Below are 26,233 nucleotides of genomic sequence, written 5' to 3' on the forward strand. Positions count from 1 at the left end.
TTCCCTTTAGAGGGTGGTGTCGATGCCCATCGAGCGGGCGGTGCCGGCGATGATCTTCATCGCCTGGTCGATGTCGTTGGCGTTCAGGTCTTCCATCTTCTGCTCGGCGATGGCGCGGACCTGGTCGGCGGACAGCTTGGCGACCTTGGTCTTGTGCGGCTCGCCAGAACCCTTGGGCACGCCAGCGGCCTTCTTGATCAGCTCGGCGGCCGGCGGCGTCTTGGTGATGAAGGTGAAGGACCGGTCCTCGAAGACCGTGATCTCCACGGGGATGACGTTGCCGCGCTGGGACTCCGTCGCCGCGTTGTACGCCTTGACGAACTCCATGATGTTGACGCCGTGCTGACCGAGCGCGGGGCCGACGGGAGGTGCCGGGGTGGCTGCGCCGGCCTGGATCTGCAGCTTGATGAAGCCGGAGATCTTCTTGCTCTTGGGAGGCATTGCTGTGTTCCTTTGGTTGGGTTGGGCCTACGCCGTGGGCGATGACCCGGTTGCATGCTCCCGGGGTGCCGGGAACAGGTGCTGCCGCGCGCTCAGATCTTGGCGACCTGGTTGAACGACAGCTCGACCGGGGTCTCCCGGCCGAAGATCGAGACCAGCACCTTGAGCTTCTGGGTGTCGGGGTTGATCTCGGAAATCGTGGCGGGAAGGGTCTCGAACGGCCCCTCCATCACGGTGACCGACTCGCCCACCTCGAAGTCCACGACGGTGATCTCCTTGGGCTTGCCACCCTGGGCGCCACCGGAGGCGCCGGCCGTGGCCGGGCTCTCGAGGTCGGCCGGGGCGAGCATGGTGAAGACCTCGTCGAGGCTGAGCGGCACCGGCTGGTGGGCGTTGCCGACGAAGCCGGTCACGCCGGGGGGTGTGGCGCACGGCGCCCCAGGACTCGTCGGTGAGGTCCATCCGGACCAGGACGTATCCGGGCATCCGGACTCTGCGAACCAGCTTCTTCTGGCCGTTCTTGATCTCGGTGACCTCTTCCATGGGCACCTCGGCCTGGAAGATGTAGTCCTCCATGTTGAGGGAGGTCGTGCGGTTCTCGAGGTTGGCCTTCACGCGGTTCTCGTAGCCGGCGTAGGAGTGCACGACGAACCAGTCGCCGAACTGGGAGGCGAGCTTGTCCTTGAACTCCTGCACGGGGTCGACCGGCTCCATGGGCTCCACGGGCTCCGTGGGCTCCTCCGTGCCCTCAGCGGCCTCAGGGGCCTCAGGGGCCTCGCTGAACTCGGCGGCCTCAGCGGGTGCGGTGAACTCGGCCTCGGCGGACTGGGCGGGCTCGGCGACATCGACCGCGTCGTGATCGACCGCGACGGCATCCGTCTGCGGCTCGGCGTTCTCGGTGGTCCACTGGTCGGACACGCTGATGACCTACTTCCTTCTGGTGTGCGGCCGGGTTGCCCCGGTCATGCGGCGGAGAGCGGTGGGCTAGCCGCCGAAGACCCACAGGACGAGCTTGGTGAAGCCGAAGTCCACGGTCGAGACCAGCGCCATCACGAACGTCACGAACACGATCACCACGATCGTGTAGTTGACCAGCTCCGAGCGCGTGGGCCGCACGACCTTGCGCAGCTCGTCGAGGATCTGGCTGATGAACAGGGACACGGAGCGGAAGAACCGCGAGATCGGGTTGCCGTCCCTGTCGCGCTTGCGACCGGTGCGACCAGAGCCGCGGGTGTCCGCGCTCACGTCCGTCACGATGCCTCTGCTTTCGGTGGTGTATGCCGCGGTGCCGGGTCGGCGCCGCAGGTCCTGCTACGCAGGGCAGGAGGGACTCGAACCCCCAACCGCCGGTTTTGGAGACCGGTGCTCTACCAATTGAGCCACTGCCCTACGGAACTGCTCGCGGGGGCGAGGAGTTCCGGGCGGCTGATTTCGGGCATGCCGGAAGCATGGCCAAAGTCAACCGAGCAAGAAGCATACGTGAGGCACGGCGCCGAACGCGAACTCGCGGCGCCCAGCCTGACGACCACGGCGTGGGTGACCAGCGCGCGGACGTGGCCTGCACGGCATACCCCGGGCAATGGGAGCATGGACCCCGTGACCGAGCAGACCGCCACCTCCGCCACCACCCCCCTCGCCGAGCGCTCCACCGCCGAGCTCGACGCGTTCGTCCGAGAGCAGCAGGCCGCCTACGACGCGCTCACCCGGCGCGGGCTCTCGCTCGACCTGACCCGAGGCAAGCCGGCCGCGGCCCAGCTGGACCTCAGCGACGGCCTGTTCGCCCTGCCGCGCGGCCCGAAGGACGCCCACGGCGTCGACACCCGCAACTACGGCGGGCTCGAGGGGGATCGCCGAGCTGCGCGAGATGTTCGCGGAGCTGCTGTGGGTGGAGCCTGAGCAGGTCGTGGCCGGGGGCAGCTCCAGCCTGGTCATGATGCGGGAGGTGCTCGTCGACCTGTGGCTGCACGGCGCCGTGGATGGCGAGCGCCCGTGGGGCCAGGAGGACAAGGTCACCTTCATCTGCCCCGTGCCGGGGTACGACCGCCACTTCACCCTGCTCAGCTGGTTCGGGATCGACATGGTCACCGTGCCGATGCACGACGACGGCCCTGACGTCGAGGCCGTCGCGAGGCTCGCCGCGAGCGACCCCAGCATCAAGGGCATCTGGATCGTCCCGACCTATGCCAACCCGACGGGCGCGGTCGTCACGCAGGAGGTCGCGGCCCGGCTCGCGTCCATGCAGACCGCGGCACCGGACTTCAAGATCTTCTGGGACAACGCCTACGCGTTCCACCACCTCACCGAGGACGAAGCCAAGAGCGCCGACATCCTCAGCCTGGCCGCCGCCGCGGGCCACCCGCACCGACCGATCATGTTCGCGTCGACCTCCAAGATCACCCTGGCCGGGGCGGGCGTGGCGTTCCTCGCCGGCTCGGTCGAGAACGTCGGCTGGTACACCGGCCACCTGGGCAAGGGCTCCATCGGCCCCGACAAGGTCAACCAGCTGCGGCACGCGCAGTTCTTCGGCTCGCCCCAGGGCGTCCGCGACCACATGGCCAAGCACCGCGCGATCATCGCTCCGAAGTTCGCCGAGGTGGAGCGAGTCCTCTCCGAGCGACTTGGTGGGCTCGGCGTCGCCACGTGGACCACCCCCACCGGGGGCTACTTCGTCAGCCTCGACGTGCTCGACGGCATCGCCTCGCGGGTCGTCGCGCTCGCCAAGGCTGCCGGGATCGCCCTGACCCCTGCCGGTGCGTCCTTCCCCCACGGCGAGGACCCCCGCGACCGCAACATCCGCCTCGCGCCGACCTTCCCTCCGCTCGACCAGGTCACCGAGGCCATGGAGGGTGTCGCGACCTGCGTGCTGCTCGCGGCAGCCGAGCAGGTGCGCGGCACCGCCTGACGGTTATGCCGCGCGCATCCACCTTGCGGACTCGACCAGGCTCGCGCAGGGTGGGGACCATGAGCGATCAGCCCGGAACCGAAAGCCTCGACGACGACCTCGGCAGCTACAGCATCGACGACGCCACCGATGCCGGCAGCGCCCAGGAGGAGCTGCTCGACGCGAGCGAGGGCGACAACGAGCCCTGGTCGCCGCCCGACCAGCAGCCGCGCAACACCGAGTGGGGAACGACCGCCTCGGAGCAGGCCCAGGACGAGACGATCGACCAGCGCATCGCCCAGGAGGTGCCCGACCCGGACTCGGCCTACGGGGCTCCCGACAACGAGAGCGGCCTCGACCGCCGTCCGGGCGGCCCGCGCGACCGCGTCAGCGGCGAGGGTCTCGAGCCCGGCGAGGGTCCGGAGGACGCCGCGATGCACATCGTGGAGGACTGAGCGAACGCAGGTGCAAGACTGCTCGCCATGCCGCGCCCGGTCAGCACCCTCCCCAAGGCGCACCTGCACCTGCACTTCACCGGCTCCATGCGGGTCGAGACCGTCCGCGAGCTCGCGGACAAGCATGGTCTCCACCTGCCGGATGCCCTCACCGGCGGGTGGCCGCCCCAGCTCAGCGCCCGCGACGAGCGGGGGTGGTTCCGGTTCCAGCGGCTGTACGACGCAGCCCGGGCCTGCGTGCGGGACGGCGACGACCTGCGCCGGATCGTGCACGAGGCGGCTCTCGACGACGCTGCTGAGGGCTCCCGATGGCTCGAGATCCAGGTCGACCCGACGTCGTACGCGCCGTTCGTCGGCGGCATCACCCCGGCGCTCGAGATCATCCTCGACGAGGCGCGCAGCGTGTCGGCGCTGGGTCCGACCCAGGTGGCTGTCGTCGTGGCGGCCAGCCGGATCCGCCACCCGCTCGACGCCCGGGCGCTGGCTCGACTCGCGGCGCAGCATGCCGGAGACGGGCCCGGCGACGTCGTCGGCTTCGGGCTGAGCAACGACGAGCGGCGTGGTGTGACCGAGGAGTTCGCGCCAGCCTTCGAGATCGCCCGGCGCGCGGGTCTGGCCCTGGTCCCCCATGCCGGTGAGCTGTTGGGGCCGACCGCCGTCGAGACCACCCTCGAGGCCATCAGGCCCGACCGCATCGGCCACGGGGTGCGCAGTGTCGAGGATCCCCGAGTCCTCGAGCTCGTCGCCGAGGCCGGTGTCGCGCTCGAGGTGTGCCCCGGCAGCAACGTCTCGCTGGGGGTCTTCACCAGCGCGCAGGAGGTGCCGCTACGCACCATCCTCGAGCACGGCATACCGGTGGCCCTGGGCGCCGACGACCCGTTGCTGTTCGGCTCGCGCCTGGCCGACCAGTACACCCTGGCGCGCGACGCCCTCGGGTTCAGCGACGCCGAGCTCGCCGAGCTCGCGCGTGGCTCGCTGCGGGCGTCGCGAGCTCCGGAGGACCTGCGGGCCAAGGCGATGGCCGACGTCGACACCTGGCTCGACGCCCCGGACTGAACTGGGGTCAGAGGACCAGGCCGACGAAGACTGGTTCGTTGACCAGGGTCACCCCGAACGCGTCGACGACGCCGGCCTGGATCTCGCGGGCGAGCGCCGCGATGTCCGCTGCCCTGGCTCCACCCCGGTTGGTGATCGCCAGGGTGTGCTTGGTGGAGAGGGCTGCGGGACCCGGCAGCCCGTACCCCTTGCCAAAGCCGGCATGGTCGATGAGCCAGGCGGCCGAGGTCTTGACGTTGCCGTCGGGGTCGGCGAACCGTGGCGGCACCGAGCCATCGAGGCCATCGGCCCCGAGCCGCGCGGCCGCCCGCCGCTCGAGCTCCTCGAACCGGCGCGCGGACAGGATCGGGTTGGTGAAGAACGACCCACAGGACCAGGTGTCGTGGTCGTCGCCGTCGAGGACCATGCCCCGCTGACCACGTTGGGCGAGCACGCCGGCCCGAGCGTCCTCGAGGGGGACCCGCTCCCCCGGCTGCACGCCGAGCTGACGGGCCAGGTCGGCATACCGGATCGGCTGGCTCAGGGTGCTCGGGGTGAGCTGGAAGAGGACGTCGAGCACGACGTACCGCGACGACGCCTTGAAGATGGAGTGGCGGTAGGTGAAGCCGCAGTCGGCTGAGGCGAACGTGCGCACCTCCTGGGCGCTGCGGTCCCAGACCCGCACCGACGCGATGGTCTGGGCGACCTCCTGGCCGTAGGCGCCGACGTTCTGGACCGGCGTCGCGCCGGTCGAACCCGGGATGCCGGACAGCGCCTCGACGCCCGACCACCCCTCGGCCACTGCCCGGACCACGAACTCGTCCCAGACGACGCCCGCCCCGACGCGGACCATCACGCCGCCGCACAGGTCGGACGACTCCACCGCGACACCGTCGTTGGCGAGGCGCACGACGGTGCCGGCGAAGCCGTCGTCCGACACGACGAGGTTGGAACCGCCGCCGAGCACCAGGAGGGGCTCGTCGGCGTCATCGACCTCGCGCACCGTGTCGACGATCTCGTCGATGCTCTCGGCGACGACCAGGCGACCGGCTGGGCCACCCACGTGCATGGTCGTCAGGGACGCCAGGGGGACGTCGTGCTCTTCGCGCATCAGGGCAGCACGGTCAGTCGAGCTGGACCACGGCAACGCAGCGGCCGAGGACCTTGGCGCCCTCGCTGGTCGCCGTCAGCTCGACCGTCGCCCGCCGGGCGTCCTCGTCGAGTGCCTTGACGACGCCACTGACCTCGAGCTCGCCGCCGGACTGCGGCACGACGACCGGCTTGGTGAAGCGGGTCCCGAACTCGACGACCCGGCCACCGTCACCGGCCCACTCCTCGACCACCGAGCCGGCCGCACCCATGGTGAACATGCCGTGGGCGATGACGTCAGGTAGCCCGACCGACTTGGCGAAGGCCTCGTCCTGGTGGATGGGGTTCTGGTCGCCGGACGCGTCGGCGTAGGCCACCAGGGTCTCTCGGGTGATCGCGACGCTCACCGGCCCGATGGCGTCGCCCACGCTGGTGTCGGCGAGCGTGCGCACGGCCATGCTCACTCCCCTCCTCGGATGACGATGGTGGACGTCGAGGTGCACAGGGCCTCACCGGCCTCGGTGACGAGCTCGGTGCGCGTCGTGACCATGGCATGGCCGCCGGCCTCGCGGACCGAGTCGACGGTCAGGGTGCCGAGCACCGAGTCGCCCGCCGTGATGGGTCGGTGGTGGACGAACCGCTGCTCACCGTGGACGACGCGGCTGTAGTCGATGCCGGCGTCGGGGTCCTGGACGAACACGGCGTCGCACCGCTGCGCGATGGTGACCGCGAAGGTCGGCGGCGCGATCACGTCGCGGTAGCCGGCGGCACGGGCGGCCTCGGCGGAGGTGTGCACGGGGTCCTTCGAGCCCACCGCGGCGGCGAAGGCGGACAGCATCGCCGCGTCCACGGCATACGGGCCACTGGGCGGGTAGCTGCGCCCTGCGAAGTCTGCGTTGACGGCCATGGCGACACTCTAGGGGGCCCACTCGGGGGGACGACAAAGCCGCCCGCGGATGACGATCCGGGGCGGCTGTCGGTGGAGCTCAGGTCAGCGGGTCTCGCGGTGGAGGGTGTGCTTGCCGTCGCGGGGGCAGAACTTCTTCATCTCGAGACGGTCGGGGTTGTTCCGACGGTTCTTCTTGGTGATGTAGTTGCGCTCCTTGCAATCCACGCACGCCAAGGTGATCTTGGGGCGGACATCGGTGCTCTTGCTAGCCACGGGGCAACCTGCTCTCGGAACTGACGGGTGTGAAGTCTGTGACGCCACAGGGCGGCGACGCATCAGAATACGCGAGTTCAGGCTGAATCCTGAAATCGCGGTTGTAGCGGGAGCGGGGCTCGATCCCGCGACCTCACGATTATGAGTCGTGCGCTCTAACCAGCTGAGCTACCCCGCCATGGGGTTGCGGCGCCTTGCGACGCCTCCCAGAGCCCCCTGTCGGAATCGAACCGACGACCTTTTCCTTACCATGGAAACGCTCTGCCGACTGAGCTAAGGGGGCGCGCTCACCGGGGCTCGCGAGAGCCGCGCGGAAGTGCGTCGGTGAGACTACACGCTCCGGTCCCCTCACCGAAAATCGAGGGTATGCCGCCGGTTCACCGCCCTGCGAGGGCGGCTCACCGGCCGTCAGTGGCGCGGGTCGATCAGCTCCGAGATGCGCGCGATGGCGTAGGCGTACCCGCTCGGGCCACACCCCACGATGACCCCGTCGCACACGGCCGAGAGGTAGGAGTGGTGCCGGAACTCCTCGCGGCGGTGGACGTTGCTCAGGTGCACCTCGAAGACCGGGATCGTCACCGCAGCGAGCGCGTCGCGCAGGGCGATCGAGGTGTGGGTGTAGGCGCCGGCGTTGATGACGATGCCCGCAGCCGAGCCGCGCGCCTCGTGGATCGCGTCGATGAGCACGCCCTCGTGGTTGCTCTGCCGGAAGTCGACGTCGAGTCCCGCCAGTCCGGCCGCCTTGCGGCAGAGGGCCTCGATGTCCGCCAGGGTGTCCGAGCCGTAGATCTCCGGCTCACGGTCCCCGAGCAGGTTGAGGTTCGGTCCGTTGAGGACGACGACGGTTCGCTGGCTCATCCCGGTGGCGCTCCTGTGGCTCGGCTAGTGCCCTCAGCGTAGGGCTTGGGACCCGGCGGGTGTCCCATTGGATGAGACATCAGCCGTTCGGCTGGGTGCTCGCCGGTCTCAGCCCTCGTCGACCTTGCTCTAGTGGTGCCTGCTGCGTTCTGCGACCACGGTGCCGTGGTGGTGGATGGGGCCGTCCCGGTCCGCGAGCCGGTCGCCGCGACCGCCCCACTGGAGCGCGACGATCTCGGCCGCGATGCTCACGGCGGTCTCCTCCGGCGTGCGGGCGCCGAGGTCAAGGCCGATGGGGCTCGAGAGTCGGCCGAGCTCGGCATCGGTGATCCCGGCCTCGCGCAGCCGGGCGAGGCGGTCCTCGTGGGTGCGTCGCGACCCCATCGCGCCGACGTAGGCCACCGCGGGCAACCGCAGGGCGACCTCGAGGACGGGCACGTCGAACTTGGGGTCGTGGGTGAGGACGCAGATGACCGTCCGTGGGTCGAGCCGTCCGGCGTCCCGCTCGGCCGCCAGGTAGCGGTGCGGCCACTGCACGACGACTTCCTCGGCCGCGGGGAAGCGGCTCGCCGTGGCGAAGACCGGACGGGCGTCACAGACGGTCACGGCATACCCCAGGAAGGTGCCGACGTGGGCAGTGGCCGCGGCGAAGTCGATCGCCCCGAAGATCAGCATCCGCGGCCGCGGCGCGAACGACGACACGAACACCCGCATCCCCTCACCGCGGCGCTCGCCGTCGGGGCCGTAGGTCAGGGTGTCCGTGCGTCCGGAGGCGAGCAGTCCTCGGGCGTCGTCGGTCACGGCGTCGTCAGCGCGGTTGCTGCCGAGCGAGCCGGTCGGCCGCGACTCGTCGCTCTCGGGCCGGACGACGATCCGGCGCCCGAGCCACGCGGGATCGGGGTGCTCGACGACCGTGGCCACGGCCACGGGTACGCCGGCCTCGACGTCGTCCGCCACCTGCTGGAGCTCGGGGAAGGTCTCGCGGCTGATGCGCTCCACGAACACGTCGAGGATGCCCCCGCAGGTCAGGCCCACGGCATACGCGTCGTCGTCGCTCACGCCGTAGCGCCGCAGGACGGGCGCTCCCCCGGCCACGACGCTCTGCGCGAGGTCGTAGACCGCACCCTCCACGCATCCGCCGCTCACCGAGCCCACGGCCTCGCCCCCCGGGCCGACGAGCATGGCCGCCCCGGCCGGGCGCGGCGCCGAGCGCCAGGTCGCGACCACGGTGCCGACGCCGACCGTGGCGCCGGCGCGCCACCACCGCATCAGCTCGGGAAGCACCTCACGCACGCCCGACCACCTCCACGAGCTCCTCGAACGCCGCCATCGAGTGGCCGGCGATGAAGTCGTCGACATGGGGCAGCGCGGCCACGATCCCCTGTTGCACCGGCTGGTAGCCCCGCTTGCCGCGGTGGGGGTTCACCCACACGACCCGGTGCGCGAGCCTGCGCAGCTGGCGCATCTGCTCGCCGAGGGCCTCCGGCGCCTCACGCTCCCACCCGTCGCTGAACACCACGACGACCGCGCCCCGCGCCATGCCGCGACGCCCCCACCGGACGAGGAAGGCGCGCAGGCCCTCGGCGAGTCGGGTGCCGCCGGACCAGTCGGCGACAACCGCGCCACAGGCGACCAGCGCGCGTTCGGGATCGCGCTGGCGCAACGGTCGCGTCACATGGGTGAGGCGGGTGCCCAGGGTGAACACCTCGACGGGCAGGCCGGTCGCGGCGTAGGTGTGGGCCAGGCGCAGCAACGCGTCGGCGTAACCGCTCATCGACCCGGACACGTCGACCAGCAGGACCACCCGACGGGCGCGAGTTCCCCTGCGGCGCCACGAGATCGGGCCTGGCTCGCCGAGGTGGCGCAGCTGGGTGCGCAGCGTGCGCCGTGCGTCGACCCGGCCGCGCGACGCGGGGGTATGCCGGTGGGCTCGGCGCCGCGGCGACCGTGGCCGAAGCTGGGCGAACAGCCCGGCCAGCAGGGCCCGCTCGGAGGCGCTCAAGGAGGCGACGTCGCGGTGACGGAGCACCTCGACCGCACTGGCGACCGCGCGGAGGTCGTCGGCCGGCTCGGCATCGACCTGCCCGGTCCCGCTCGCCAGGGGTGCCTGCGCGACGGTGTGCGACGCGTCGCGCCGCCGCGCGGTCGTGGCCCGGTCGAGACCGAACCACGCGGCATACACCTGGTCGTATCGCTCGAGGTCGGCAGGCGAGGCGCACAGGGTGGCACGCCCTGCCCAGTACGCGCCGGACTCGTGGTCCAGGCCCACGCAGGCCACCGCCTCGAGGTAGGTGCGCTCGCGGTCGGCGGTCACGGCCACGCCCGCCGCGCGCAGTGCCCGGGCGAACCCGAGCAGGACCTCGTCGGCCGGGTGAACGGGCGCAGCGGTCACCGGGGCGGTCATCGGAGTGCTCACCGGGACAGGATCCGGTCGAGGGCAGCGCGGACCCGCTCGGCATCCTCGCGGTACTTCACGGCCACGCCCAGGCTCGCTGACGCCGACTCGAAGTCGAGCTCCGAGGCTCCCAGCTCGTGGAGCGCGCGGGCCCAGTCGAGGGTCTCGGCGACCCCGGGCGGCTTGATCAGCTCGCCGTCCTGGCGCAGCCGCTGCACGGCCGACACCACCTGCGCCCCGAGGGCCCGCGAGACCTCGGGCGCACGGGTGCGCACGATCTCGAGCTCTCGGACCAGGCTCGGGTGGTCGATCCAGTGGTAGAGGCACCGCCGCTTCAGCGCGTCGTGGAGCTCACGGGTGCGGTTGGAGGTCACGACGACGACGGGAGGCGTCGCGGCGGTCACCGTGCCCAGCTCCGGGATGGTGACCTGCCAGGTCGACAGCACCTCGAGGAGGAACGCCTCGAACTCGTCGTCGGCCCGGTCGATCTCGTCGACCAGGAGCACGGCCGGGGACTCCTGCAGCGCGCGGAGCACGGGGCGGGCCAGCAGGAACCGCTGGTCGAACAGCTGCGCCTCGACCTCGGCCACGTCTCGCTCGTCGCGGCCCACGGCCTCGACCGCGCGCAGATGGAGGATCTGACGGGGGAAGTCCCAGTCGTAGAGCGCCTGCGTCGCGTCGATGCCCTCGTAGCACTGCAGGCGGATCAGCGGCAGGTCGAGCGCCTCGGCCAGCGCCTCGGCCAGCGCTGTCTTGCCGGTGCCGGGTTCACCCTCGAGCAACAGGGGGCGCTGGAGGCGCAGCGCGAGCCAGGCGACCGTGGCCAGCGCATCGTCGGCGAGGTAGCCGGTGCGGCCCACCCCCTGCGTCAGCGCCTGCGCCGACTCGAAGGCTTCGCGGGGCTCCATGGCCCCAGCATCGCCTACGTCGGGTCCGGGCGGAAGCGCAGGGCTCGGGCTCGCACCAGGTCCTCTGGCGTGTCCACGTCCCGGCCCGTGGCGAGGTCGCCACACTCGACCACACCGTGGACGTGGGTGGCCAGGTAGTCCCGGGCGCCGTGGTCACCGGTGGCCGACTCTGCCGCCAGTGCCCAGTGGTCCCGGCCGAGCACCACGGGGTGACCGGGAACCCCTCCGTATGCCGCCCGGACCAGGCTCGTCCGTGGGTGGCCCGCTGCTCGGACCACCCGACGAAGCACGTCGGCTCCGACGTCGGGGAGGTCGACGAGCAGGACGGCCACCGACGCGGCGGGGCTGGCGCCAAGGGCCTCGAGTCCGGCGCGCAGCGAGGCGCCCTGGCCGTCGGCCCAGTTCTGGGCCACCACGACGACGTCAGCAGCAGCGGCGGAGGCCGCCGCGTGGGGCGCGTCGGCACCGAGGACGACGACGACCGGCGCACAGCCGGCGTCGCGCAGGACCGCGATGGCGTGGTCGAGCAGCACGCCACCACCCGGGTGCGGCACCATCGCCTTCGGGCCGCCCATCCGGCTCCCGCGGCCTGCGGCAAGCACCAGCCCGGCGGTGACGGGTCGCTCAGTCACGCGAGTCGTCGGTGTACCTCTCGAGCACCTGCTCTGCACCCAGGTGGGGTTCTTCGACGTAGATCCGCCCCTGCTGGGCATCCATGGCCACCGACTCGAGCCAGCGTGCTGGCTGAGGCGGCACGCCCCGGGCGGCGAGGGCTGCCTCGACCATGACCATGACGTCGGCCAGCTCGGCCCCGCGGGCCCGTTCGGCCACCTCGGCGATGGCCTCCTGCATCAAGGTCTGCGTGCGCCGGTGGCGGAGGTACCCGTCCTCGTCGGTCACGGCGAGGTCCTGCACACGGTCGTTGCCCTGCTCGTTCACCTGCTCGTTCACCTGCTCGTTCACCTGCTCGTTCAACGGGTCCTCCTGGGTGTCAGGCGCGGTGTCGGGTGCATCGGGACCCTTACCCCGCACCGGTCAGGTCATGCGTGCGCCGCTGCCCCGCCTCGACCGCGGCGATGATGCGCGGACGGAGCTCGGCCGCGGAGATGACCGCGTCCACGCTACCCACACTGACGGCGCGGTGGATGCTGTGGACGCTGTCGAACTCGGCGGCCACCTCGCCCAGCTTCTCGGAGCGAACCGAGGTGCGCAGCTCGGCGAGCTCGGTCGCCAGGGCCGCCCGCTGCGCGCCGCTGGCCTCGCCGAGCCGCGCCTCGAGATGTTCGACCCGCGGGTCGGCGGCGGTCCGGGCGTCGACGTCGCGCGCGAACACCACCGCCGCCGCCGGTGCACCACCGATGACCGAGGCGAACGACCCCTCGACGGCGAGCACGGTCATGTTGGGGTTCAGCGCCTTGGAGAACACCACGAACGCTCCGCCGTGGTACCTGCTCACCACGCAGAAGACGATCGGTCCCTCGAAGTTGACGATGGCGCGGCCGATCTCGGCGCCATACTCGAGCTGCAGGCTGCGCATGGACTCGGGCGACCCGTCGAACCCGGACAGGTTGGCGAGGACGACGACCGGACGGTTGCCGCTGGCGGCGTTGATGGCCCGGGCCGTCTTCTTGGACGACCGCGGGAACAACGTGCCCGCCGTGTAGGTGTCCGGGCCGTCAGTGGGCGGGAAGCCGCGCCGGGCCACGGTCTTGGACTCGATGCCGATGAGGCAGACCGGGATGCCGCCGAGGTGGGCGTCCTGCACCACTGAGGTCTCCGCGTCGGCCATGCCGGCCCAGCGCTCGAGGGTGGGGTGGTCCTGGTCGGCGACCGCGGCCATCAGGGTGCGGATGTCGAACGCCTTCTTGCGGTCGGGGTTCGTGGCGGTCGAGAAGATGTCGCCGACCGTGGTGAAGCCCGAGTCCGGCATCGCGTGCGGGTATGCCGAGACGTCGCGGTCGACCGGGTCGCTCGAGGCAGCGCGGCGCGGGCCCCGCTCGCCGGGGTGGACGTAGGTGTGGTCGTAGTGCGCCATGAGGACGTCCTTGGCGCCGGCCAGGTCAGGGGCCCAGTACTGCGCCTGGCCGTTCGGCCCCATCACCCGGTCATACCCGCCGATGCCGAAGTTGTCCTCGGCCGACACCCCACCGGAGAAGTCCAGCGACTGCTTGCCCGTGAGGACCATCGCGCTGTCCGGGGTCATCACCAGGATGCCCTTGGTGTGCATGAGCATCGTGGCCTCGGCGTTCCAGTACGGCTGGGCGCCGACGTTGATGCCGGCCACGACGACGTTGATCTCGCCGCCGGCCTGGGTGAACTCGACGATGCGCTTGAGGGCCCGGGCGACCCAGTCCATGTTCTCCGTGCCGGAGTCCATGGAGATGCGCGCCCCGGCCGAGAGCGCGAACCACTCGACGGGCACCCGCAGCTGCTCGGCCAGGTCGAGGGCGGCGATGACCCGTGAGCACTCCGCCTCGGAGACCGCACCGAGGGCCTTGAGGGGGTCGCCACAGAGCAGCACCCGGGTGATGCCCTCGGGGTAACGCTCGGTCGGCGAGCTGATGACGCCTGCGATGATGCCGGCCTTGTTGAGACCGTACGGGCGGTCGACCGGCACGAGCGTTCCGGTGTCGTCGAGGTCGTACTCCGTGGCCGTGCCGCCCGGGCCGGCGATCATGGCCTGCAGCTCGTACGGGTAGACGACTCCGCGACGACGGGCCCGCACGACCTTCTGGGCGTAGTCGTCGAGCGGCTTGAGACGCTCGGTCGGCGGCTGCTCCACCGACGTCACGACCCCCGAGCCAGGCTGGTAGTGGAACCGGGCGGCCAAAGGAGCGCTCGCGCCATCTGGCGTGGCGACGCGGCCCTGCACGAGGACCTCTTCGATGCCCGCGCCCGCGGTGAGCGGGGTGATCTTCGCCTGGAGCGAGGTGAGCTGGTCGAGGTCGGCGTCGATCGGGGGCCAGATGTGCACCCACACGTGGTTCATGTCGAGCCGCGCGCCGGCCGCCCCGCGGGCCGTGCGGGCCCGACGGATCGCCTCGAGGCAGTTGGCGATGGCGCGCTCCGCGTGCGGCAGTGCCGTGACCCGACCCTGGTCGTCGCGGATCACGGCGAGCTGACGCACCTGGGCCAGGGCGACCAGCCGCTGGTCGGCGTCGTTGCCCGGCGCTGTGCAGAGGTAGAGCAGGACGTCCTCGGGTGCCTCGAGCCTCGTCACGTCGAAGTCGCGCAACCGCCACAGGTTGAGCCGGCGACCCACCATGGGGTGGACACCGCGCACGAGCCGGTCCTCGACCATGGAGTGGTCCTGGCCAGGACGGAACGTGAAGTAGCCGACGGGACGGCCACCCCCGGGCGACACCGCGACGGCGACCCGGCGCGCGCGCTCGGCCCACGGCATACCGGCGAGACGTGCGGCGAGCACCGCGGAGGTCTCCTCCGGGGACTCGGGCTCGTCCGGCCACGCGAGGTAGAGGTCGACCACGGACTCCCTGCCCGGCCCCGGTGTGGCCGACCTGGTCGGAGACCGCTCGGCTCAGCGACGAGTCGGCGACGAGCTCGTCGACCCGACCGACCGTGGTGACCAGGTGAGTGGAGCGGTCGTCGAGGGTGTAGTCGGCGATCGCGAACGGCCGTGACTCGACCTGCAGCTCGCGGAGGTTGACCAGGTCATGCTCGCGATAGTGCCGCTTGATGAGCACGGCGAGCATCGGCTCGCGCTCGGGGACACCGTGCTCGAGCCGCTCGGCGAGGAACTGCACGATCTGCTCGGGGATCGCCGCCAGCGAGTCGATCCGGGTGGCCCGCTCGGGGCTGTCGGGCATCGTCGCCAGCTCGGCGACCTCACGCGCGACGCCACCGAGCACACTGGCGCGGTCGGCGTCGACCAGGGGCTGGTCGAACCACCGGAACCGCACACTGCGGGCCAGGTCGCCGATCACCGGGAACCGCAGCTGCGTCGCCACGATGAGGCGGTCGAGCAGGTCGTGCACTGCCGCGTCGAGTGGCGGCTCGGGACAAGGCTCGACGATCCAGCGCTGCAGCAGCGAGGCGGCCAGGAGGACGTCGGGGGCCGAGCGCTGCTGGGCGAGGAAGATCCGGAACACCGCCTCCTCGAGCTCTGGGGTGCGGTCAAGGCCGTCGAGGTCGTAGTGCCGAAGCACCTGGCCCAGCTTCGCCCGGAACTGCTCGGGCAGCGCGCCGCGCTCGACGTCGAGGCTCTGGAGGTAGGTGTGGAAGTGCTCGCGGGGGCTGTGCACGCGGTGCTCGACGTGCGCCTCCTCGCCGGCGGGGCGGTTGCGGCTCAGCTCGGCGAAGTCGGCCAGCACCTCGAGCACCCCGATCTCGGCGACCGTCTGGGAGCTGCCTTGCGCCACGAGCTGGTCCCGCGCCGCGAGGTAGGTCGTCAGCCGTGCCCCCTCGTCCCGCGGGTCGACGTCGTAGCCGAGCAGCATCGCGCACAGGTCGGCCCGCGCCCGGGCAGCCCGCTCGGCGGGTCCCGCCTCGGAGGGGTCGACGACGGGCAGGTCGAGGTCGACCGCGCCGGTGTCTGGCTCGGCCTCGGCGGCCTCGCCGTCGCCCAGCGGCTCGAGCCGCACGAGCGGTGCCCCGGTCTCGACCTGGCTGCCCGTGGAGACCAGCAGCTCCTTGACGCGCCCGGCGAACGGTGCGGGCAGGACGGTCTCCATCTTCATCGACTCCAGCACGAGCACGGGCGCACCTGCCGCGACCTCGGTGCCGACCGGAGCCGGTGTGGCGACCACCAACGCGGGGGCCGGCGAGCGCAGGACACCGCCCTCGTCACGGCTGACCCGGTGGGTGACACCGTCGACCTCGACGAGCTGGACGGGGCCGTGGGTCGCCGTCACCAGGCGGTGCGTGCGACCACCGATGACGATGCGGCTGGTGTAGTCGTCGAGCCGGTCGAGGTCGGCGTCGACGGTCTGCTCGGTCGCGCCCGCTGCGATGGCCACCCGGAACCGGTGCGGACCGATCCGCCACACCGTGACCTTGTATGCCGTGCCCCGCAGCTTGAGGTCGATCGCCCGACCGGTGCGGTGCTGGACCTGCGGCCGTCCACCCCGCGCGGTCTCGAGCAGGCGGGTGCGCTCGACGCCCTCCTCGTCCTCGTAGGCCTCGATGCCGGCGGCCACGAGGGCGACGCCGGAGTGCCGGTGGGAGACGAGTCGCCCCTCACCGCGGACGCGGTCGATCCAGCCGGTGTCGGCGCTGCCGTCGATGACCTCGGGCTGGTCCAGCAGGTCGAGGATGAAGCTCTTGTTCGTCGAGCCGCCCTCGATCACCACGGTGGTCTCGAACATGGCTCGCCGGAGCCGGGCCAGCGCCTCGTCGCGGTCTGCGCCGACGGCGATGATCTTGGCGATCATCGAGTCGAAGTCGGCGGGGATCGAGTCCCCTTCTCCCACACCGGTGTCCACGCGGATGCCGGGCCCCGACGGCAGGTTGAGCAAGGCGATCCGGCCCGGCGACGGGGCGAAGTCGCGGTCGGGGTCCTCGGCGTTGAGCCGTGCCTCGACCGCGTGGCCCTCCTCGCGGGGGCGCTCCCCCTCGAGGCGGCCGCCGCCCGCGACGTGGAGCTGGAGCTTGACCAGGTCGGTGTCGGTCGTGACCTCGGTGATCGGGTGCTCGACCTGCAGCCGGGTGTTCACTTCAAGGAAGGCGAAGAACTTCTCGCCCGGGTGGTAGAGGAACTCGACGGTGCCGGCACCGGCATACCCGACCGCGACGGCGAGCCGCTCGGCACTGGCCTTGACCTCGGCCACCTGCTCCGGCGCGAGGACGGGTGAGGCGGACTCCTCGATGACCTTCTGGTTGCGGCGCTGGATGGAGCAGTCGCGCACCCCGATCGCCCACGCGGTGCCCTGGCCGTCGGCGATGACCTGCACCTCGACGTGGCGGGCTCCGGTCACCAGCCGCTCGAGGAACACCACACCGGACCCGAAGGCACGCTGGGCCTCGTCGCGGGTGCGTTCGTAGGCATCGGTGAGGTCGGCGTCGGAGGCCACCATGCGGATGCCGCGGCCTCCACCGCCCGCCGTCGCCTTGAGCATGAGCGGGTAGCCGATCCTGGCCGCGGCCGCCTTGGCGTCCTCCAGCGTGTCGACCCCGCCGCCGCTCCAGGGGGCGACGGGCACACCGACTTCCTCGGCGATCAGCTTGGACCCGATCTTGTCGCCGAGCTGGCGCATCGCCTCGGGGCTCGGACCGATGAACGTCACACCGATGCGGGCGCAGAGCTCGGCGAAGCCGGGATCCTCGGCGACGAACCCCCAGCCGACCCAGGCGGCGTCGGCACCGCTCTCGGTGAGCGCCCGCTCGAGGACGGCGTAGTCGAGGTAGGGACGGTTCGCTGCCGGGCCGAGGTTGTACGCGAGGTCGGCTTCGCGGACGAACATCGCCCGCTTCTCGCCCTCGGTGTGCAAGGCGACCGTCTCGATCCGGTGCCCGCCACTGCCCGCCTGGGCGTTGAGGTCGCGCACGGCGTGGATGAGCCGCATGGCGGCCTCGCCTCGGTTGACGATGGCGATGCGCGAGAACATCCGGTGAGCCTCCCAGCGACGGCGGACATCTGATCGTGACCCGCAGGCCACGGCCCTGAGCCTCCCACCGAAGTCGGGTGACTCGCGAGTAATGCGGTTGCCCGAGCCCGTCGTGCCGCGACCGACGCCTGACGAGCAAGGGCTTCCGAGCCCGCATAGTGTGGCGACATGTCCGCTGCCGCGCCCCGTGCAGCGTCGGTCCTGTGGCTGCGCCGCGACCTGCGCCGCGCCGACCTGCCCGCGCTGGGCGCGGCGGCGAGCGCCGGGGCACCGGTGTACGTCGCCTTCGTCCTCGACCCGGCCCTGTGGCGGCGCGCTGGCCGAGCCCGTCGCGCCTGGCTCGCAGCGACCCTGCGCGCGACCGACGAGTCGTACGACGGACGGCTCTGCCTGCGGATGGGCGATCCCCGGACAGTGCTGCCCGAGCTCGTCGACGAGCTCGGGGCGACGTCGGTGCACGTGTCGCGCGAGACCACCCCGGTGGGGCGCCGCCGGGACGCCGCTGTCACGCCCAGCCTGGCTGGTCGCGGGGTCGCCTTCGTCGAGACCGGCTCGCCGTATGCCGTGGGGCCAGGATCGGTGGTCAACGGCACGGGCGGGCCCTACCAGGTGTTCACACCGTTCAGCAGGGCCTGGCGCGACCACGGTTGGCCCCCGCCTGCGACCGAGCCGGACGGCGTGCGCATCGCCGAGGTCGCGTCCGACCCCAGGGCGTGGGACGTCGTGGACGCGGCGCTCGCTGAACCGGACCTGCCGCACCTTCCCGACGCGGGCGAATCCGCCGCGCTGCAGCGGTGGGCCGAGTTCCTCCACGGTGGGCTCACGGCATACGGGCACGACCGCGACCGGGCAGACCGCGACGGCGTCTCGCGACTGTCGCCGCACCTCAAGCTCGGCACCATCCACCCGCGCACCCTCCTGGCCGGCCTCGCCCAGCACCGAGGCGAGGGCGCCGAGCGCTTCGCGACCGAGCTCGCGTGGCGCGAGTACTACGCCGACGTCCTCTGGCACCACCCGGACTCGGCGTGGCACGACCTGCGACCGGCCCTCCGTGGGATGACCTACGACGAGCCCCCGACCGAGCTGTTCGAGGCGTGGCAGCAGGGGCGCACCGGCTACCCGGCCGTCGACGCGGCCATGCGACAGCTGCGCGCCGAGGGCTGGATGCACAACCGGATGCGCATGGTCACGGCGAGCTTCCTCACCAAGGACCTCCACGTGTGGTGGCCCGCGGGCGCGCGGCACTTCCTCGAGCACCTCATCGACGGCGACGTCGCGTCCAACAACCACGGGTGGCAGTGGGTCGCGGGCACCGGCACCGACGCGTCGCCGTACTTCCGCGTCTTCAACCCGGTCACCCAGGGCCTCACCCACGACCCCGACGGCGAGTACGTGCGGCGCTACGTGCCCGAGCTCGCCCACCTGCCCGGCAAGGCCGTCCACGAGCCGTGGAAGCACCCGCAGGGCTACCTGCACGGCTATCCCGAGCGGGTGGTCGACCACGCCGAGGAGCGTCGCGAGGCCCTGCGCCGCTACCAGGCCGTCAGGCAGTCAGCGTGATCAACCCGGCCACCGAGCTGCGCTCCTTCGCCCGCGCCGCGCTCGTCCTCCCGGTGGCGCGCGACCACCAGGAGAGCGACGCCGCCTTCCGGCGCCGCCGCATCGTCGCCGTCGTCACGCTGGTCGTGGGTGCGGTCGTCCTCGCCCTGGCCCTGCGGATCACGCCCGGAGACCCGCTGTTCTACGCCGCCACCCTCGGGCTGGCGGCGGTCTGGGCGATCGGTGCCCTCCTGTCCGGCCCGCTCCACCTGGGGCGTGCCCACACCCGCGCGGGCGGCGCGGCGAGGCCGCTGGTGCAGTCGCTCACCCTCGGGGTGGTGCTGCTCGCCGTCTTCCTCGCCGGTGGCCTGCTCGTCGCCCGCATCCCAGCCCTGCGCGACCCCGTGACGACCCTCCTCGACCATGCCCGGCTCGGCTCGCTGGCGCTCGTGGCGGTGATCACCGCGGTCAACGGCATCGCCGAGGAGCTCTACTTCCGCGGGGCGCTGTATGCCGCGGTCGGGCGCAGCCACCCCGTCCTCGTGACCACGGTGGTCTACGCCCTGACCACGGTGGGCGCCGGCATCCCCTTGCTCGTGCTCGCCGGGGCGCTGCTCGGCGTGCTGACCGGCCTCCAACGACGCGTGACCGGAGGCGTGCTGGGGCCGATCATCATCCACCTCACCTGGTCGCTCGGCATGCTGTTCCTCCTGCCCCCCGTCCTGTCCGTCGGAAGGTGACCCCCGTGCCCGCTGCCCACCGAACCGCGCTGGTGACCGGGGCCACCGGCTACATCGGCGGAGCGCTCGTGCCCGGGCTGCTCGAGGCGGGCTGGTCCGTTCGCGTGCTCACCCGCGACCGCTCGCGCCTCGAGGGCCAATCGTGGCTGCAGGACGTCGAGGTCGCCGAGGGCGACGCGAGCCGGGCCGCGGACGTGCGCAATGCCCTGGCCGGCGTCGACGTGGCCTACTACCTGCTCCACTCCATGGACGGTCGAGGCGACTTCGTCGCCCGCGACCGTGAGCTCGCGACGACCTTCGCCGGTGCCGCGGCGAAGGAGGGGGTGCACCGGCTCGTCTACCTCAGCGGGCTGCACCCACCCGGCGACCTGTCCGAGCACCTCGCGTCCCGGGTCGAGGTGGGCGACATCTTCCTGGCTGGCAGCGTTCCGACCGCGGTGCTGCAGGCCGGGGTGGTGCTCGGTGACGGCTCGGCGTCGTTCGACATGCTGCGCCACCTCACCGAGCGACTGCCCGCCATGGTTGCCCCGCGGTGGCTCCGCAACCGCATCCAGCCCATCGCGATCGCCGACGTCGTGCACTACCTCGTCGCCGCTGCGGACCTGCCGGCCGACGTCCACCGCAGCTTCGACATCGGCGGACCCGAGGTGATGACGTACGCGCAGATGATGCAGCGGTACGCCTCGGTCGTCGGCCTGCGCCCGCGCTGGATCGTCACGGTGCCGGTGCTCACTCCGGGCCTGGCGGGCCTGTGGGTGGGACTGGTCACCCCCGTGTCCGCGGGCATCGCGCGCCCGCTGGTGAACAGCCTCATCCACGAGGCCGTATGCCGCGAGGAGGACATCCTCACGGCGACCGGGCCCCCGCCCGGTGGACGCACCGCATTCGACGACGCGGTACGGGCGGCGGTCCGCTCGGTCGACCCACAGGGCTGGGGCCGGTCCGCGGCGCGGCGAGGCCGGCTGGCAGCAGCCGCTGCGCTGGCCGGTGCGCTGGTCACCTCGTCAGCGGCCCACCGCAGGCGCCGGTCAGCCCGAGCTCGGACAGGCCTGCGCCGATGACCACCGAGGGAACACCGTGACCGCCTTCTCCGCCTCCAAGCGGTCCTCCGCCGTGGTGCCGTTCCCCAGGGCGGCGGTCTGGGACCTGCTGACCGACGCCCACCAGGTGGCGCGGCTGACGCCGATGGTCCGCAGCATCGCGCCCCGCGGGGACCTCTGGCTGTGGAAGCTCGCGCCGATCGAGCTGCTCGGCCGGAGCGTGGGCCTGAGCTTCACCGAGCGGATGGAGTTCACCCCGCAGGAACGGATCGTCTACACCCACGCCCCGACGGGCGACGAGCGAGCCGGGGTCGAGGGGACCTACCTGCTGGCCGACGCAGGCGCGGGCACCCGGCTGACGATCGACCTCGGGGTGGAGGTCGACCTGCCCTTTCCCAGGCTGGCGCGGCCGGCGGTGCAGGCCTCGATGCACGGGGTCATCGCCGCGATGGGCGCTGGCTTCGCGCACAACCTCGACCGACAGCTCAAGGCGCGGCAGGGCTGACGCCAGCCGGCACCAGGCTTCAGCGCGGTGGTGGGCCGAGCAGCAGGTCCTGCCAGCCGCCCCGACGATGGTGGACCGGACGTCCGTCGTGACGGGACACCTGACCGCCCGCCCAGCCCGCGTCCGACCGCAGCGGCCCGAGGGGGTCCCGGTCCTCGTCCGGGACGGAGTCACCCGGTCGGGCCAGCGCGCGGTCGATGGCCTCGGCGACCGGCAGCATCGGGTGGCGCTCGGGCATGAGGTCGCGCAGGAAGTCCTGGCCCCCGCAGACCATGTCGTGGTGCAGGCTCTCGACCAGGGACTGGACGGTCGACGCCGGCGCGCTGGTCAGGACGGGCGCCAGCCGCGAGACCACCCCGGTCGGGACCAGCGGCACGCTGACCTGCAGACGTTGGAGACCGGCGAGCCGCGCGTAGAGGCGCAGCAGCGCGGCATACGTCACGCGGTCGCCGCTGCCCAGGTCGTAGGCGCGGCTGTGCGCCGGAGCGGACAGCGCCCCCACCAGGGCGGTGACGACGTCGTTCACGGCGACCGGCTCGATCCTGCTGCGCATCCACGTCGGCAGGGCCTGCACCGGCAGCCGCTCGCTCAGCTGGCGCATGATCTCGAACGACGTCGACCCGCTGCCCACGACCATGGCCGCCCGCAGCGCCAGCGTCGGCACTCCGGAGTCGGTGAGGATCTGCTCGACCTCGAGTCGCGAGCGCAGGTGTGCCGAGAGGTCGCCCTCGGGGACAGCCGGGACGAGGCCACCGAGGTAGACGATGCGCTGCGCGCCGGCCCGCACCGACGCGTGTGCCGCGTGGTAGGCGCCCTCGCGGTCGCGCGTCGCGAAGTCGTCGCCGCCCAACCCGTGGATGAGGTAGTAGACGGCGTCCGCGCCCGCGGCGGCCCGACGCGCAGAGTCTCGGTCGAGGACCTGCATCGTCACGGCCTCGACCCGGTCGGCCCACCAGAAGCGCGAGGCGCTCGTGACGTCCGTGAACGTAGCGACCACGTCGTGACCCTCGGCGAGCAGAGCCGGGACCAGGCGGCTCCCGATGTAGCCGCCCCCGCCCATCACGACCACCCGCACGGCGCCTCCCTCCGGCACTCATGACCGAGCGCGCCAGCGCGCCGAGCCCGAGGCGGAAGATCCTGTCACACCCTTCCGCACGCTGGAGATGTGCGAGATGCTGGACGGGCCGATTTGGGGTCGTTGTTGATCATGATGCCGCAAGACTTCCCTCAGAACTCACCGCAAGACCCGGCGTTGGTCGCGGTGATCAGGACGTTGACCTCAGCGGTCCAGGACCTGAGCGAGAACGTCCAGGCACTCCAGACCCGCAGGCCACCCGAGAGTCACCCGAACGACCCTCGATCCTGGGGCGTGCCCAGCCATCGACCGGAGCGCTCGGCGCGCCCCCGCCGGGTGCCATCGCGCAGCCAGGCTCCGCACCCCTAGGCCGTCGCACACCACTGCGCAGGCTGCGGCGGGGGCGGTCCTGCGCCTCATCCATCGCGCGCGGTTGAATAGGGCCTGTGCTGGCAGCGTGGATCGGGTGCATCGCGGGTGTCGTCGTGGTGACCGGCACGCTCGCGAGCGTGATCGGCACACTGGTCGTGCCGCGGCGCGTCGACTCCCGGATCTCCCGGCTGTGCGAGCACCTCATGGACGGCCTGTTCCGCGCGGTGGTCCCTCGTGGCGCGAAGTACGAGGTCCGCGACCGGGTGCTCGCCTGGCAGGCTCCCATCACCCTGCTGGTCCGGCTGCTGGTCTGGCTGACCCTCCTCGCCCTGGGGTTCGGGCTGGTCCTGCTGCCTGCGGTGCCGGGATCACCCGGCCGGGCGTTCTCCGACGCCGGGTCGTCGCTGTTCACCCTCGGGTATGCCGCGCCGACCGGTCGCGCCAGCGCGGCGCTCGAGTACCTGGCCGCGTTCACCGGGCTCGTCGTGGTCGGCCTGCAGGTCGGCTACCTCCCGACCCTGTATGCCGCGTTCAACCGGCGCGAGACGGCGGTGACCCTGCTCACCGCACGGGCCGGCACTCCGGCCTGGGGCCCGGAGATCCTGGCGCGGACCAGGTGGGGCATCTTCGACGGTGACGCCCGGCCGGTGCTGGACGAGCTCTTCAGCTCGTGGGAGGGCTGGGCGGCGGAGGTCGCCGAGTCGCACACGACCTACTTCACGCTCGCGCGGCTGCGCTCGCCGCAGCCCTTCTCGGACTGGCTCACCTCGCTGGTCGCCGTGCTCGATGCGGCCGCGCTGCACCTCTCACTGACGCCGTCGGCCGAACCGAAGATCACGGCACGCCTGGCGCTGCGCATGGGCTTCGAGGCGCTCGACCGCATCGCCCGCGCGATGCGCCTGCCCGTACCACCAGGACCCGACCCCGACGCACCGATCTCCGTGTCGTACGACCAGTTCTGCGCGGCCACGGCGATGCTCCGACAGCTGGACTACCCGATCGAGGTGACGGACGAGGTCGCCTGGCCGAACTTCCGCGGCTGGCGGGTCAACTACGACGTCACCGCGCTACTCCTCGCCCGCGAGCTCGACGCCACTCCGGCCATGTGGACCGGTCCACGACGCTGGCCGTCGGAGCCCATCCCGCCTCGCCGTCCGGCTCTGCGCAAGGCCAGCGCCCCGCCGCGCCGCGAGCCGCCGCGCAGCTAGGGGCGCGCCCTACGGGCCGCCGCTCAGGCGAGGCCCTCGAACGGACGAACCTCGACCTTGCCGCGGCAGGCCTTGGATCCCTCGGCAGCGAGCCGGAGCGCGACGTCGAGGTCTGGCGCGTCGATCACCCAGAAGCCTCCGATGACCTCCTTGCTCTCCAGGTACGGGCCGTCGGTCAGGACGGGCGTGTCCCCCTGTCCGTCGACGACGGTCGCCGTCGAGGCCGGCTCGAGACCCCCGGCGAACACCCAGTAGCCATCCGCGTGCAGCTTGTCGTTGAAGGCGCCGGTGGCGGCGAACGCCTCCTCCATCTCCTCCTTGGAGCCGTAGCTGCCGAACTCGTCCCTCTCGGCCGGGCCGTGCACGGCCAGCAGGTAGTGCGTCATCACACATCTCCTCAGTTCCCGGCGGTCCCGATGACCACCTCCAGCCACCCCACGAACGGTATGCCGCGGATCCGACAACCTTCACAGAAAAGCAGGTGGCAGAGGTCAGGCGGTGCGGATGCCGGCCAGCACGATGCTCACGACCCGCTTCTGCTGGTCCGGGTCGAGCTCGCCCATCATCGTGCAGCCCCCGACGAGGCGGAGCAGGTCGGAGGGTTCGACATCGGTGCGCGCGACGCCTGCACCCTGGGCGTTGCGGAGTACCGCGCCCGCCGCGTCGTTGACCGCCTGGCGGGAGTGGGTGAGCAGCTCGGAGTCGCGGCCGACGGCGTCGACCAGCTCCTGGAACAGCGCGCGCTTGGTCGCCGCGTAGTCGAGCAGGACCCACACCCACTGCTCGAGGGCAGCCCACGGCTCCTGCGACTCGACGAGCCGCACGGTCTGCTGCTCGAGCGCGTCGACATCCTCGCGGTAGACGGCTTCGAGCAGGGACAGCCGGGTGGGAAAGCGGCGGTAGAGCGTGCCGATGCCCACGCCCGCCCGGCGCGCGATCTCCTCGAGCGAGGACTCGGTGCCGGACTCGCGCAGCACCTCGCGGGCAGCAAGGACCAGGCGCTCGTGGTTCCGCTGCGCGTCAGCGCGCATCGGCCGCTCCGCGCTGAGCTGACCGGCGGCAGGTGTCGGGACCACCCGGCATACCTCCATCACAGGAAAGGACTTGCAAAGCGGAGGCTCCCTCCGTATTGTCTCATCCGGAGGGACCTTCCACTTATTCACCATCGTACCCGAAGGAGCAAGACCTCGTGTCTGCACAGACTCTCGCGGCTCCAGCGCCCAGCCCCACGCCGTCCCCGATCCAGCGACCCGACGGACCCCGTCGGCGGGTCTCTCCCGCCGTCGTCCTCGGCGTCATCCTCACCGCCCAGCTCATGGTCGTGCTCGACGCGACCATCGTGAACGTCGCCCTGCCCCGCATGCAGACGGCGCTCCACTTCACCCCCACGGGCCTGTCGTGGGTGCTCAACGCCTACACCCTCGCCTTCGGCGGACTGCTCCTGTTCGGCGCACGGGCCGGTGACCTGTTCGGGCGACGCCGGGTCTTCCTCGCCGGGATGGCGCTTGTTCGCGGCGGCGTCCTTCGTCGGCGGCCTGGCCACCACCTCGACCTGGCTGGTCGCGTCCCGCGCGGCTCAGGGTGTCGGCGCGGCCCTCGCCGCACCGGCGGTGCTCGCACTGCTCATGTCGACGTTCACCGAGGTGCGCGAGCGCACTCGCGCCCTGGGCCTGTTCACCGGAGTCTCCATCGGGGGCGCCGCCATCGGCCTCATCGCCGGCGGCCTGCTCACGCAGTGGTTCTCGTGGCGCTGGGTGATGTTCGTCAACGTCCCGATCGGCCTCGCGGTGATCGCCGCCGCGCTCCTGGTCGTCCCGGAGACCCCGCGAGCGACCGGACGGATCGACGTGGCCGGCGCCCTGACCTCGACCCTCGGCATGACCGCCCTCGTCTACGGGTTCGTCCGCGCTGCCGAGGCCGGGTGGAGCAACGCCGAGACGATCACGTCGTTCGTCGCCGCGGTGCTG

The 26,233-nt window shown here is 71.9% G+C and carries 25 protein-coding genes, 3 tRNA genes and 4 pseudogenes; 11 read left to right on the top strand and 21 right to left on the bottom strand.

The window, feature by feature from the left end:
- Nucleotides 1-6: 6 nt before the first annotated feature.
- From rplK to GKE56_RS10515, 4 genes and pseudogenes are all read right to left on the bottom strand, one after another.
- A complete protein-coding gene (gene rplK / locus GKE56_RS10500) occupies nt 7-441 on the bottom strand; it encodes a 50S ribosomal protein L11 (protein ID WP_154684498.1) in 435 nt (144 codons plus the stop codon).
- A 92-nt stretch (nt 442-533) separates the two neighbouring features.
- Nucleotides 534-1,359: pseudogene (gene nusG / locus GKE56_RS10505) on the bottom strand (transcription termination/antitermination protein NusG).
- Between the two features lie 66 nt (nt 1,360-1,425).
- Nucleotides 1,426-1,686 (bottom strand): preprotein translocase subunit SecE, encoded by a 261-nt coding sequence (gene secE, locus GKE56_RS10510; protein WP_370518376.1) that lies wholly within the window; start codon nt 1,684-1,686, stop codon nt 1,426-1,428.
- A 71-nt stretch (nt 1,687-1,757) separates the two neighbouring features.
- Nucleotides 1,758-1,830 (bottom strand) — tRNA-Trp (locus GKE56_RS10515).
- Nucleotides 1,831-1,920: 90 nt separating this feature from the next.
- Here GKE56_RS10515 and GKE56_RS18260 point away from each other — a divergent pair.
- From GKE56_RS18260 to GKE56_RS10530, 4 genes are read left to right on the top strand one after another with little or no spacing between them, the layout of a single operon-like run.
- Nucleotides 1,921-2,337 (top strand): hypothetical protein, encoded by a 417-nt coding sequence (locus tag GKE56_RS18260; protein ID WP_370518378.1) that lies wholly within the window; start codon nt 1,921-1,923, stop codon nt 2,335-2,337.
- Nucleotides 2,306-3,343, top strand: coding sequence for an aminotransferase class I/II-fold pyridoxal phosphate-dependent enzyme (locus GKE56_RS10520; RefSeq protein ID WP_370518379.1), 1,038 nt, complete (start codon nt 2,306-2,308; stop codon nt 3,341-3,343). The genes GKE56_RS18260 and GKE56_RS10520 overlap by 32 nt, the downstream gene beginning before the upstream one ends.
- Before the next feature lie 59 nt (nt 3,344-3,402).
- Nucleotides 3,403-3,777: an adenosine deaminase gene (locus GKE56_RS10525; RefSeq protein WP_230208901.1), complete on the top strand. Its 375-nt coding sequence runs from the start codon at nt 3,403-3,405 to the stop codon at nt 3,775-3,777.
- Between the two features lie 27 nt (nt 3,778-3,804).
- Nucleotides 3,805-4,833 (top strand): adenosine deaminase, encoded by a 1,029-nt coding sequence (locus GKE56_RS10530; RefSeq protein WP_154684500.1) that lies wholly within the window; start codon nt 3,805-3,807, stop codon nt 4,831-4,833.
- Nucleotides 4,834-4,840: 7 nt separating this feature from the next.
- On the opposite strand, the gene GKE56_RS10535 is transcribed toward GKE56_RS10530, so the two are convergent.
- The 14 genes and pseudogenes from GKE56_RS10535 to GKE56_RS17500 all read right to left on the bottom strand — a co-directional run.
- The gene (locus tag GKE56_RS10535) at nt 4,841-5,923 is read right to left on the bottom strand and encodes a UDP-N-acetylmuramate dehydrogenase (protein WP_154684501.1); all 1,083 of its coding nucleotides are present in this window, start codon (nt 5,921-5,923) and stop codon (nt 4,841-4,843) included.
- Nucleotides 5,924-5,936: 13 nt separating this feature from the next.
- Nucleotides 5,937-6,359, bottom strand: coding sequence for a MaoC family dehydratase (locus GKE56_RS10540; protein WP_154684502.1), 423 nt, complete (start codon nt 6,357-6,359; stop codon nt 5,937-5,939).
- 2 nt (nt 6,360-6,361) lie between these two features.
- Nucleotides 6,362-6,808 (bottom strand): MaoC family dehydratase N-terminal domain-containing protein, encoded by a 447-nt coding sequence (locus GKE56_RS10545; protein WP_154684503.1) that lies wholly within the window; start codon nt 6,806-6,808, stop codon nt 6,362-6,364.
- Nucleotides 6,809-6,892: 84 nt separating this feature from the next.
- Complete coding sequence (gene rpmG / locus GKE56_RS10550; RefSeq protein WP_179420867.1) at nt 6,893-7,063, bottom strand: 50S ribosomal protein L33; 171 nt, start codon at nt 7,061-7,063, stop codon at nt 6,893-6,895.
- 104 nt (nt 7,064-7,167) lie between these two features.
- Nucleotides 7,168-7,241: transfer RNA gene (locus GKE56_RS10555), tRNA-Met, on the bottom strand.
- A 32-nt stretch (nt 7,242-7,273) separates the two neighbouring features.
- A tRNA-Thr gene (locus tag GKE56_RS10560) sits at nt 7,274-7,346 on the bottom strand.
- Nucleotides 7,347-7,471: 125 nt separating this feature from the next.
- On the bottom strand, nt 7,472-7,921 hold the full coding sequence (gene aroQ / locus GKE56_RS10565; protein WP_154684505.1) for a type II 3-dehydroquinate dehydratase: 450 nt from the start codon (nt 7,919-7,921) through the stop codon (nt 7,472-7,474).
- 129 nt (nt 7,922-8,050) lie between these two features.
- Nucleotides 8,051-9,214, bottom strand: a complete 1,164-nt coding sequence (locus GKE56_RS10570; RefSeq protein ID WP_154684506.1) for an XdhC/CoxI family protein — start codon at nt 9,212-9,214, stop codon at nt 8,051-8,053.
- Nucleotides 9,207-10,325 carry a VWA domain-containing protein gene (locus tag GKE56_RS10575; protein WP_154685737.1) on the bottom strand — a complete coding sequence of 373 codons (1,119 nt, stop codon included), beginning with the start codon at nt 10,323-10,325 and terminating at the stop codon, nt 9,207-9,209. The genes GKE56_RS10570 and GKE56_RS10575 overlap by 8 nt, the downstream gene beginning before the upstream one ends.
- An 8-nt stretch (nt 10,326-10,333) precedes the next feature.
- Nucleotides 10,334-11,224, bottom strand: a complete 891-nt coding sequence (locus GKE56_RS10580) for a MoxR family ATPase (protein ID WP_154684507.1) — start codon at nt 11,222-11,224, stop codon at nt 10,334-10,336.
- Between the two features lie 14 nt (nt 11,225-11,238).
- Nucleotides 11,239-11,856 (bottom strand): NTP transferase domain-containing protein, encoded by a 618-nt coding sequence (locus GKE56_RS10585; protein ID WP_230208902.1) that lies wholly within the window; start codon nt 11,854-11,856, stop codon nt 11,239-11,241.
- A complete protein-coding gene (locus GKE56_RS10590; RefSeq protein ID WP_154684509.1) occupies nt 11,849-12,199 on the bottom strand; it encodes a hypothetical protein in 351 nt (116 codons plus the stop codon). The genes GKE56_RS10585 and GKE56_RS10590 overlap by 8 nt, the downstream gene beginning before the upstream one ends.
- 46 nt (nt 12,200-12,245) lie before the next feature.
- Nucleotides 12,246-14,711, bottom strand: a complete 2,466-nt coding sequence (locus tag GKE56_RS17495; RefSeq protein WP_230208903.1) for a carboxyl transferase domain-containing protein — start codon at nt 14,709-14,711, stop codon at nt 12,246-12,248.
- A 1,165-nt stretch (nt 14,712-15,876) separates the two neighbouring features.
- A pseudogene (locus tag GKE56_RS17500) lies at nt 15,877-17,787 on the bottom strand (biotin carboxylase N-terminal domain-containing protein); the annotation flags it as partial.
- Nucleotides 17,788-17,955: 168 nt separating this feature from the next.
- On the opposite strand from GKE56_RS17500, the gene GKE56_RS10600 reads away from it, so the two are divergent.
- From GKE56_RS10600 to GKE56_RS10615, 4 genes are read left to right on the top strand one after another with little or no spacing between them, the layout of a single operon-like run.
- A complete protein-coding gene (locus GKE56_RS10600; RefSeq protein WP_154684510.1) occupies nt 17,956-19,347 on the top strand; it encodes a deoxyribodipyrimidine photo-lyase in 1,392 nt (463 codons plus the stop codon).
- Entirely contained in the window at nt 19,344-20,066 is a 723-nt protein-coding gene (locus GKE56_RS10605; protein ID WP_154684511.1) for a CPBP family intramembrane glutamic endopeptidase, read from the top strand. Before GKE56_RS10600 ends, GKE56_RS10605 begins: the two co-directional genes overlap by 4 nt.
- Before the next feature lie 5 nt (nt 20,067-20,071).
- Complete coding sequence (locus GKE56_RS10610) at nt 20,072-21,127, top strand: NAD(P)H-binding protein (RefSeq protein ID WP_154684512.1); 1,056 nt, start codon at nt 20,072-20,074, stop codon at nt 21,125-21,127.
- Between the two features lie 16 nt (nt 21,128-21,143).
- Nucleotides 21,144-21,611 (top strand): SRPBCC family protein, encoded by a 468-nt coding sequence (locus GKE56_RS10615; protein WP_195908079.1) that lies wholly within the window; start codon nt 21,144-21,146, stop codon nt 21,609-21,611.
- A 19-nt stretch (nt 21,612-21,630) separates the two neighbouring features.
- On the opposite strand, the gene GKE56_RS10620 is transcribed toward GKE56_RS10615, so the two are convergent.
- Entirely contained in the window at nt 21,631-22,686 is a 1,056-nt protein-coding gene (locus GKE56_RS10620) for an NAD(P)H-binding protein (protein ID WP_154684514.1), read from the bottom strand.
- 446 nt (nt 22,687-23,132) lie between these two features.
- Between GKE56_RS10620 and GKE56_RS10625 the strand changes: the two genes are divergently transcribed.
- Nucleotides 23,133-24,266 (top strand): hypothetical protein, encoded by a 1,134-nt coding sequence (locus GKE56_RS10625; RefSeq protein ID WP_154684515.1) that lies wholly within the window; start codon nt 23,133-23,135, stop codon nt 24,264-24,266.
- Between the two features lie 23 nt (nt 24,267-24,289).
- Here the strand turns inward: GKE56_RS10625 and GKE56_RS10630 are convergent, their stop codons facing one another.
- Complete coding sequence (locus GKE56_RS10630; RefSeq protein WP_230209316.1) at nt 24,290-24,577, bottom strand: YciI family protein; 288 nt, start codon at nt 24,575-24,577, stop codon at nt 24,290-24,292.
- 180 nt (nt 24,578-24,757) lie between these two features.
- A complete protein-coding gene (locus tag GKE56_RS10635) occupies nt 24,758-25,297 on the bottom strand; it encodes a TetR/AcrR family transcriptional regulator (protein WP_195908080.1) in 540 nt (179 codons plus the stop codon).
- 329 nt (nt 25,298-25,626) lie between these two features.
- Between GKE56_RS10635 and GKE56_RS18265 the strand changes: the two are divergent.
- Together GKE56_RS18265 and GKE56_RS18270 are read left to right on the top strand one after the other, a co-directional pair.
- Nucleotides 25,627-25,710, top strand: a pseudogene (locus GKE56_RS18265) (hypothetical protein); the annotation flags it as partial.
- Nucleotides 25,711-25,726: 16 nt separating this feature from the next.
- A pseudogene (locus GKE56_RS18270) lies at nt 25,727-26,116 on the top strand (MFS transporter); the annotation flags it as partial.
- Nucleotides 26,117-26,233 lie beyond the last annotated feature (117 nt).

The sequence above is a fragment of the Nostocoides sp. HKS02 genome (genome assembly GCF_009707485.1).
Classification (GTDB): domain Bacteria; phylum Actinomycetota; class Actinomycetes; order Actinomycetales; family Dermatophilaceae; genus Pedococcus.

Coding starts and splice junctions, on each gene's coding strand:
- rplK (WP_154684498.1), bottom strand. CDS start 441: ATGCCTCCCAAGAGCAAGAAGATCTCCGGCTTCATCAAGCTGCAGATC.
- GKE56_RS10520 (WP_370518379.1), top strand. CDS start 2,306: ATGTTCGCGGAGCTGCTGTGGGTGGAGCCTGAGCAGGTCGTGGCCGGG.
- GKE56_RS10525 (WP_230208901.1), top strand. CDS start 3,403: ATGAGCGATCAGCCCGGAACCGAAAGCCTCGACGACGACCTCGGCAGC.
- GKE56_RS10530 (WP_154684500.1), top strand. CDS start 3,805: ATGCCGCGCCCGGTCAGCACCCTCCCCAAGGCGCACCTGCACCTGCAC.
- GKE56_RS10535 (WP_154684501.1), bottom strand. CDS start 5,923: ATGCGCGAAGAGCACGACGTCCCCCTGGCGTCCCTGACGACCATGCAC.
- GKE56_RS10540 (WP_154684502.1), bottom strand. CDS start 6,359: ATGGCCGTGCGCACGCTCGCCGACACCAGCGTGGGCGACGCCATCGGG.
- GKE56_RS10545 (WP_154684503.1), bottom strand. CDS start 6,808: ATGGCCGTCAACGCAGACTTCGCAGGGCGCAGCTACCCGCCCAGTGGC.
- aroQ (WP_154684505.1), bottom strand. CDS start 7,921: ATGAGCCAGCGAACCGTCGTCGTCCTCAACGGACCGAACCTCAACCTG.
- GKE56_RS10575 (WP_154685737.1), bottom strand. CDS start 10,325: ATGACCGCCCCGGTGACCGCTGCGCCCGTTCACCCGGCCGACGAGGTC.
- GKE56_RS10580 (WP_154684507.1), bottom strand. CDS start 11,224: ATGGAGCCCCGCGAAGCCTTCGAGTCGGCGCAGGCGCTGACGCAGGGG.
- GKE56_RS10600 (WP_154684510.1), top strand. CDS start 17,956: ATGTCCGCTGCCGCGCCCCGTGCAGCGTCGGTCCTGTGGCTGCGCCGC.
- GKE56_RS10630 (WP_230209316.1), bottom strand. CDS start 24,577: ATGGAGGAGGCGTTCGCCGCCACCGGCGCCTTCAACGACAAGCTGCAC.
- GKE56_RS10635 (WP_195908080.1), bottom strand. CDS start 25,297: ATGCGCGCTGACGCGCAGCGGAACCACGAGCGCCTGGTCCTTGCTGCC.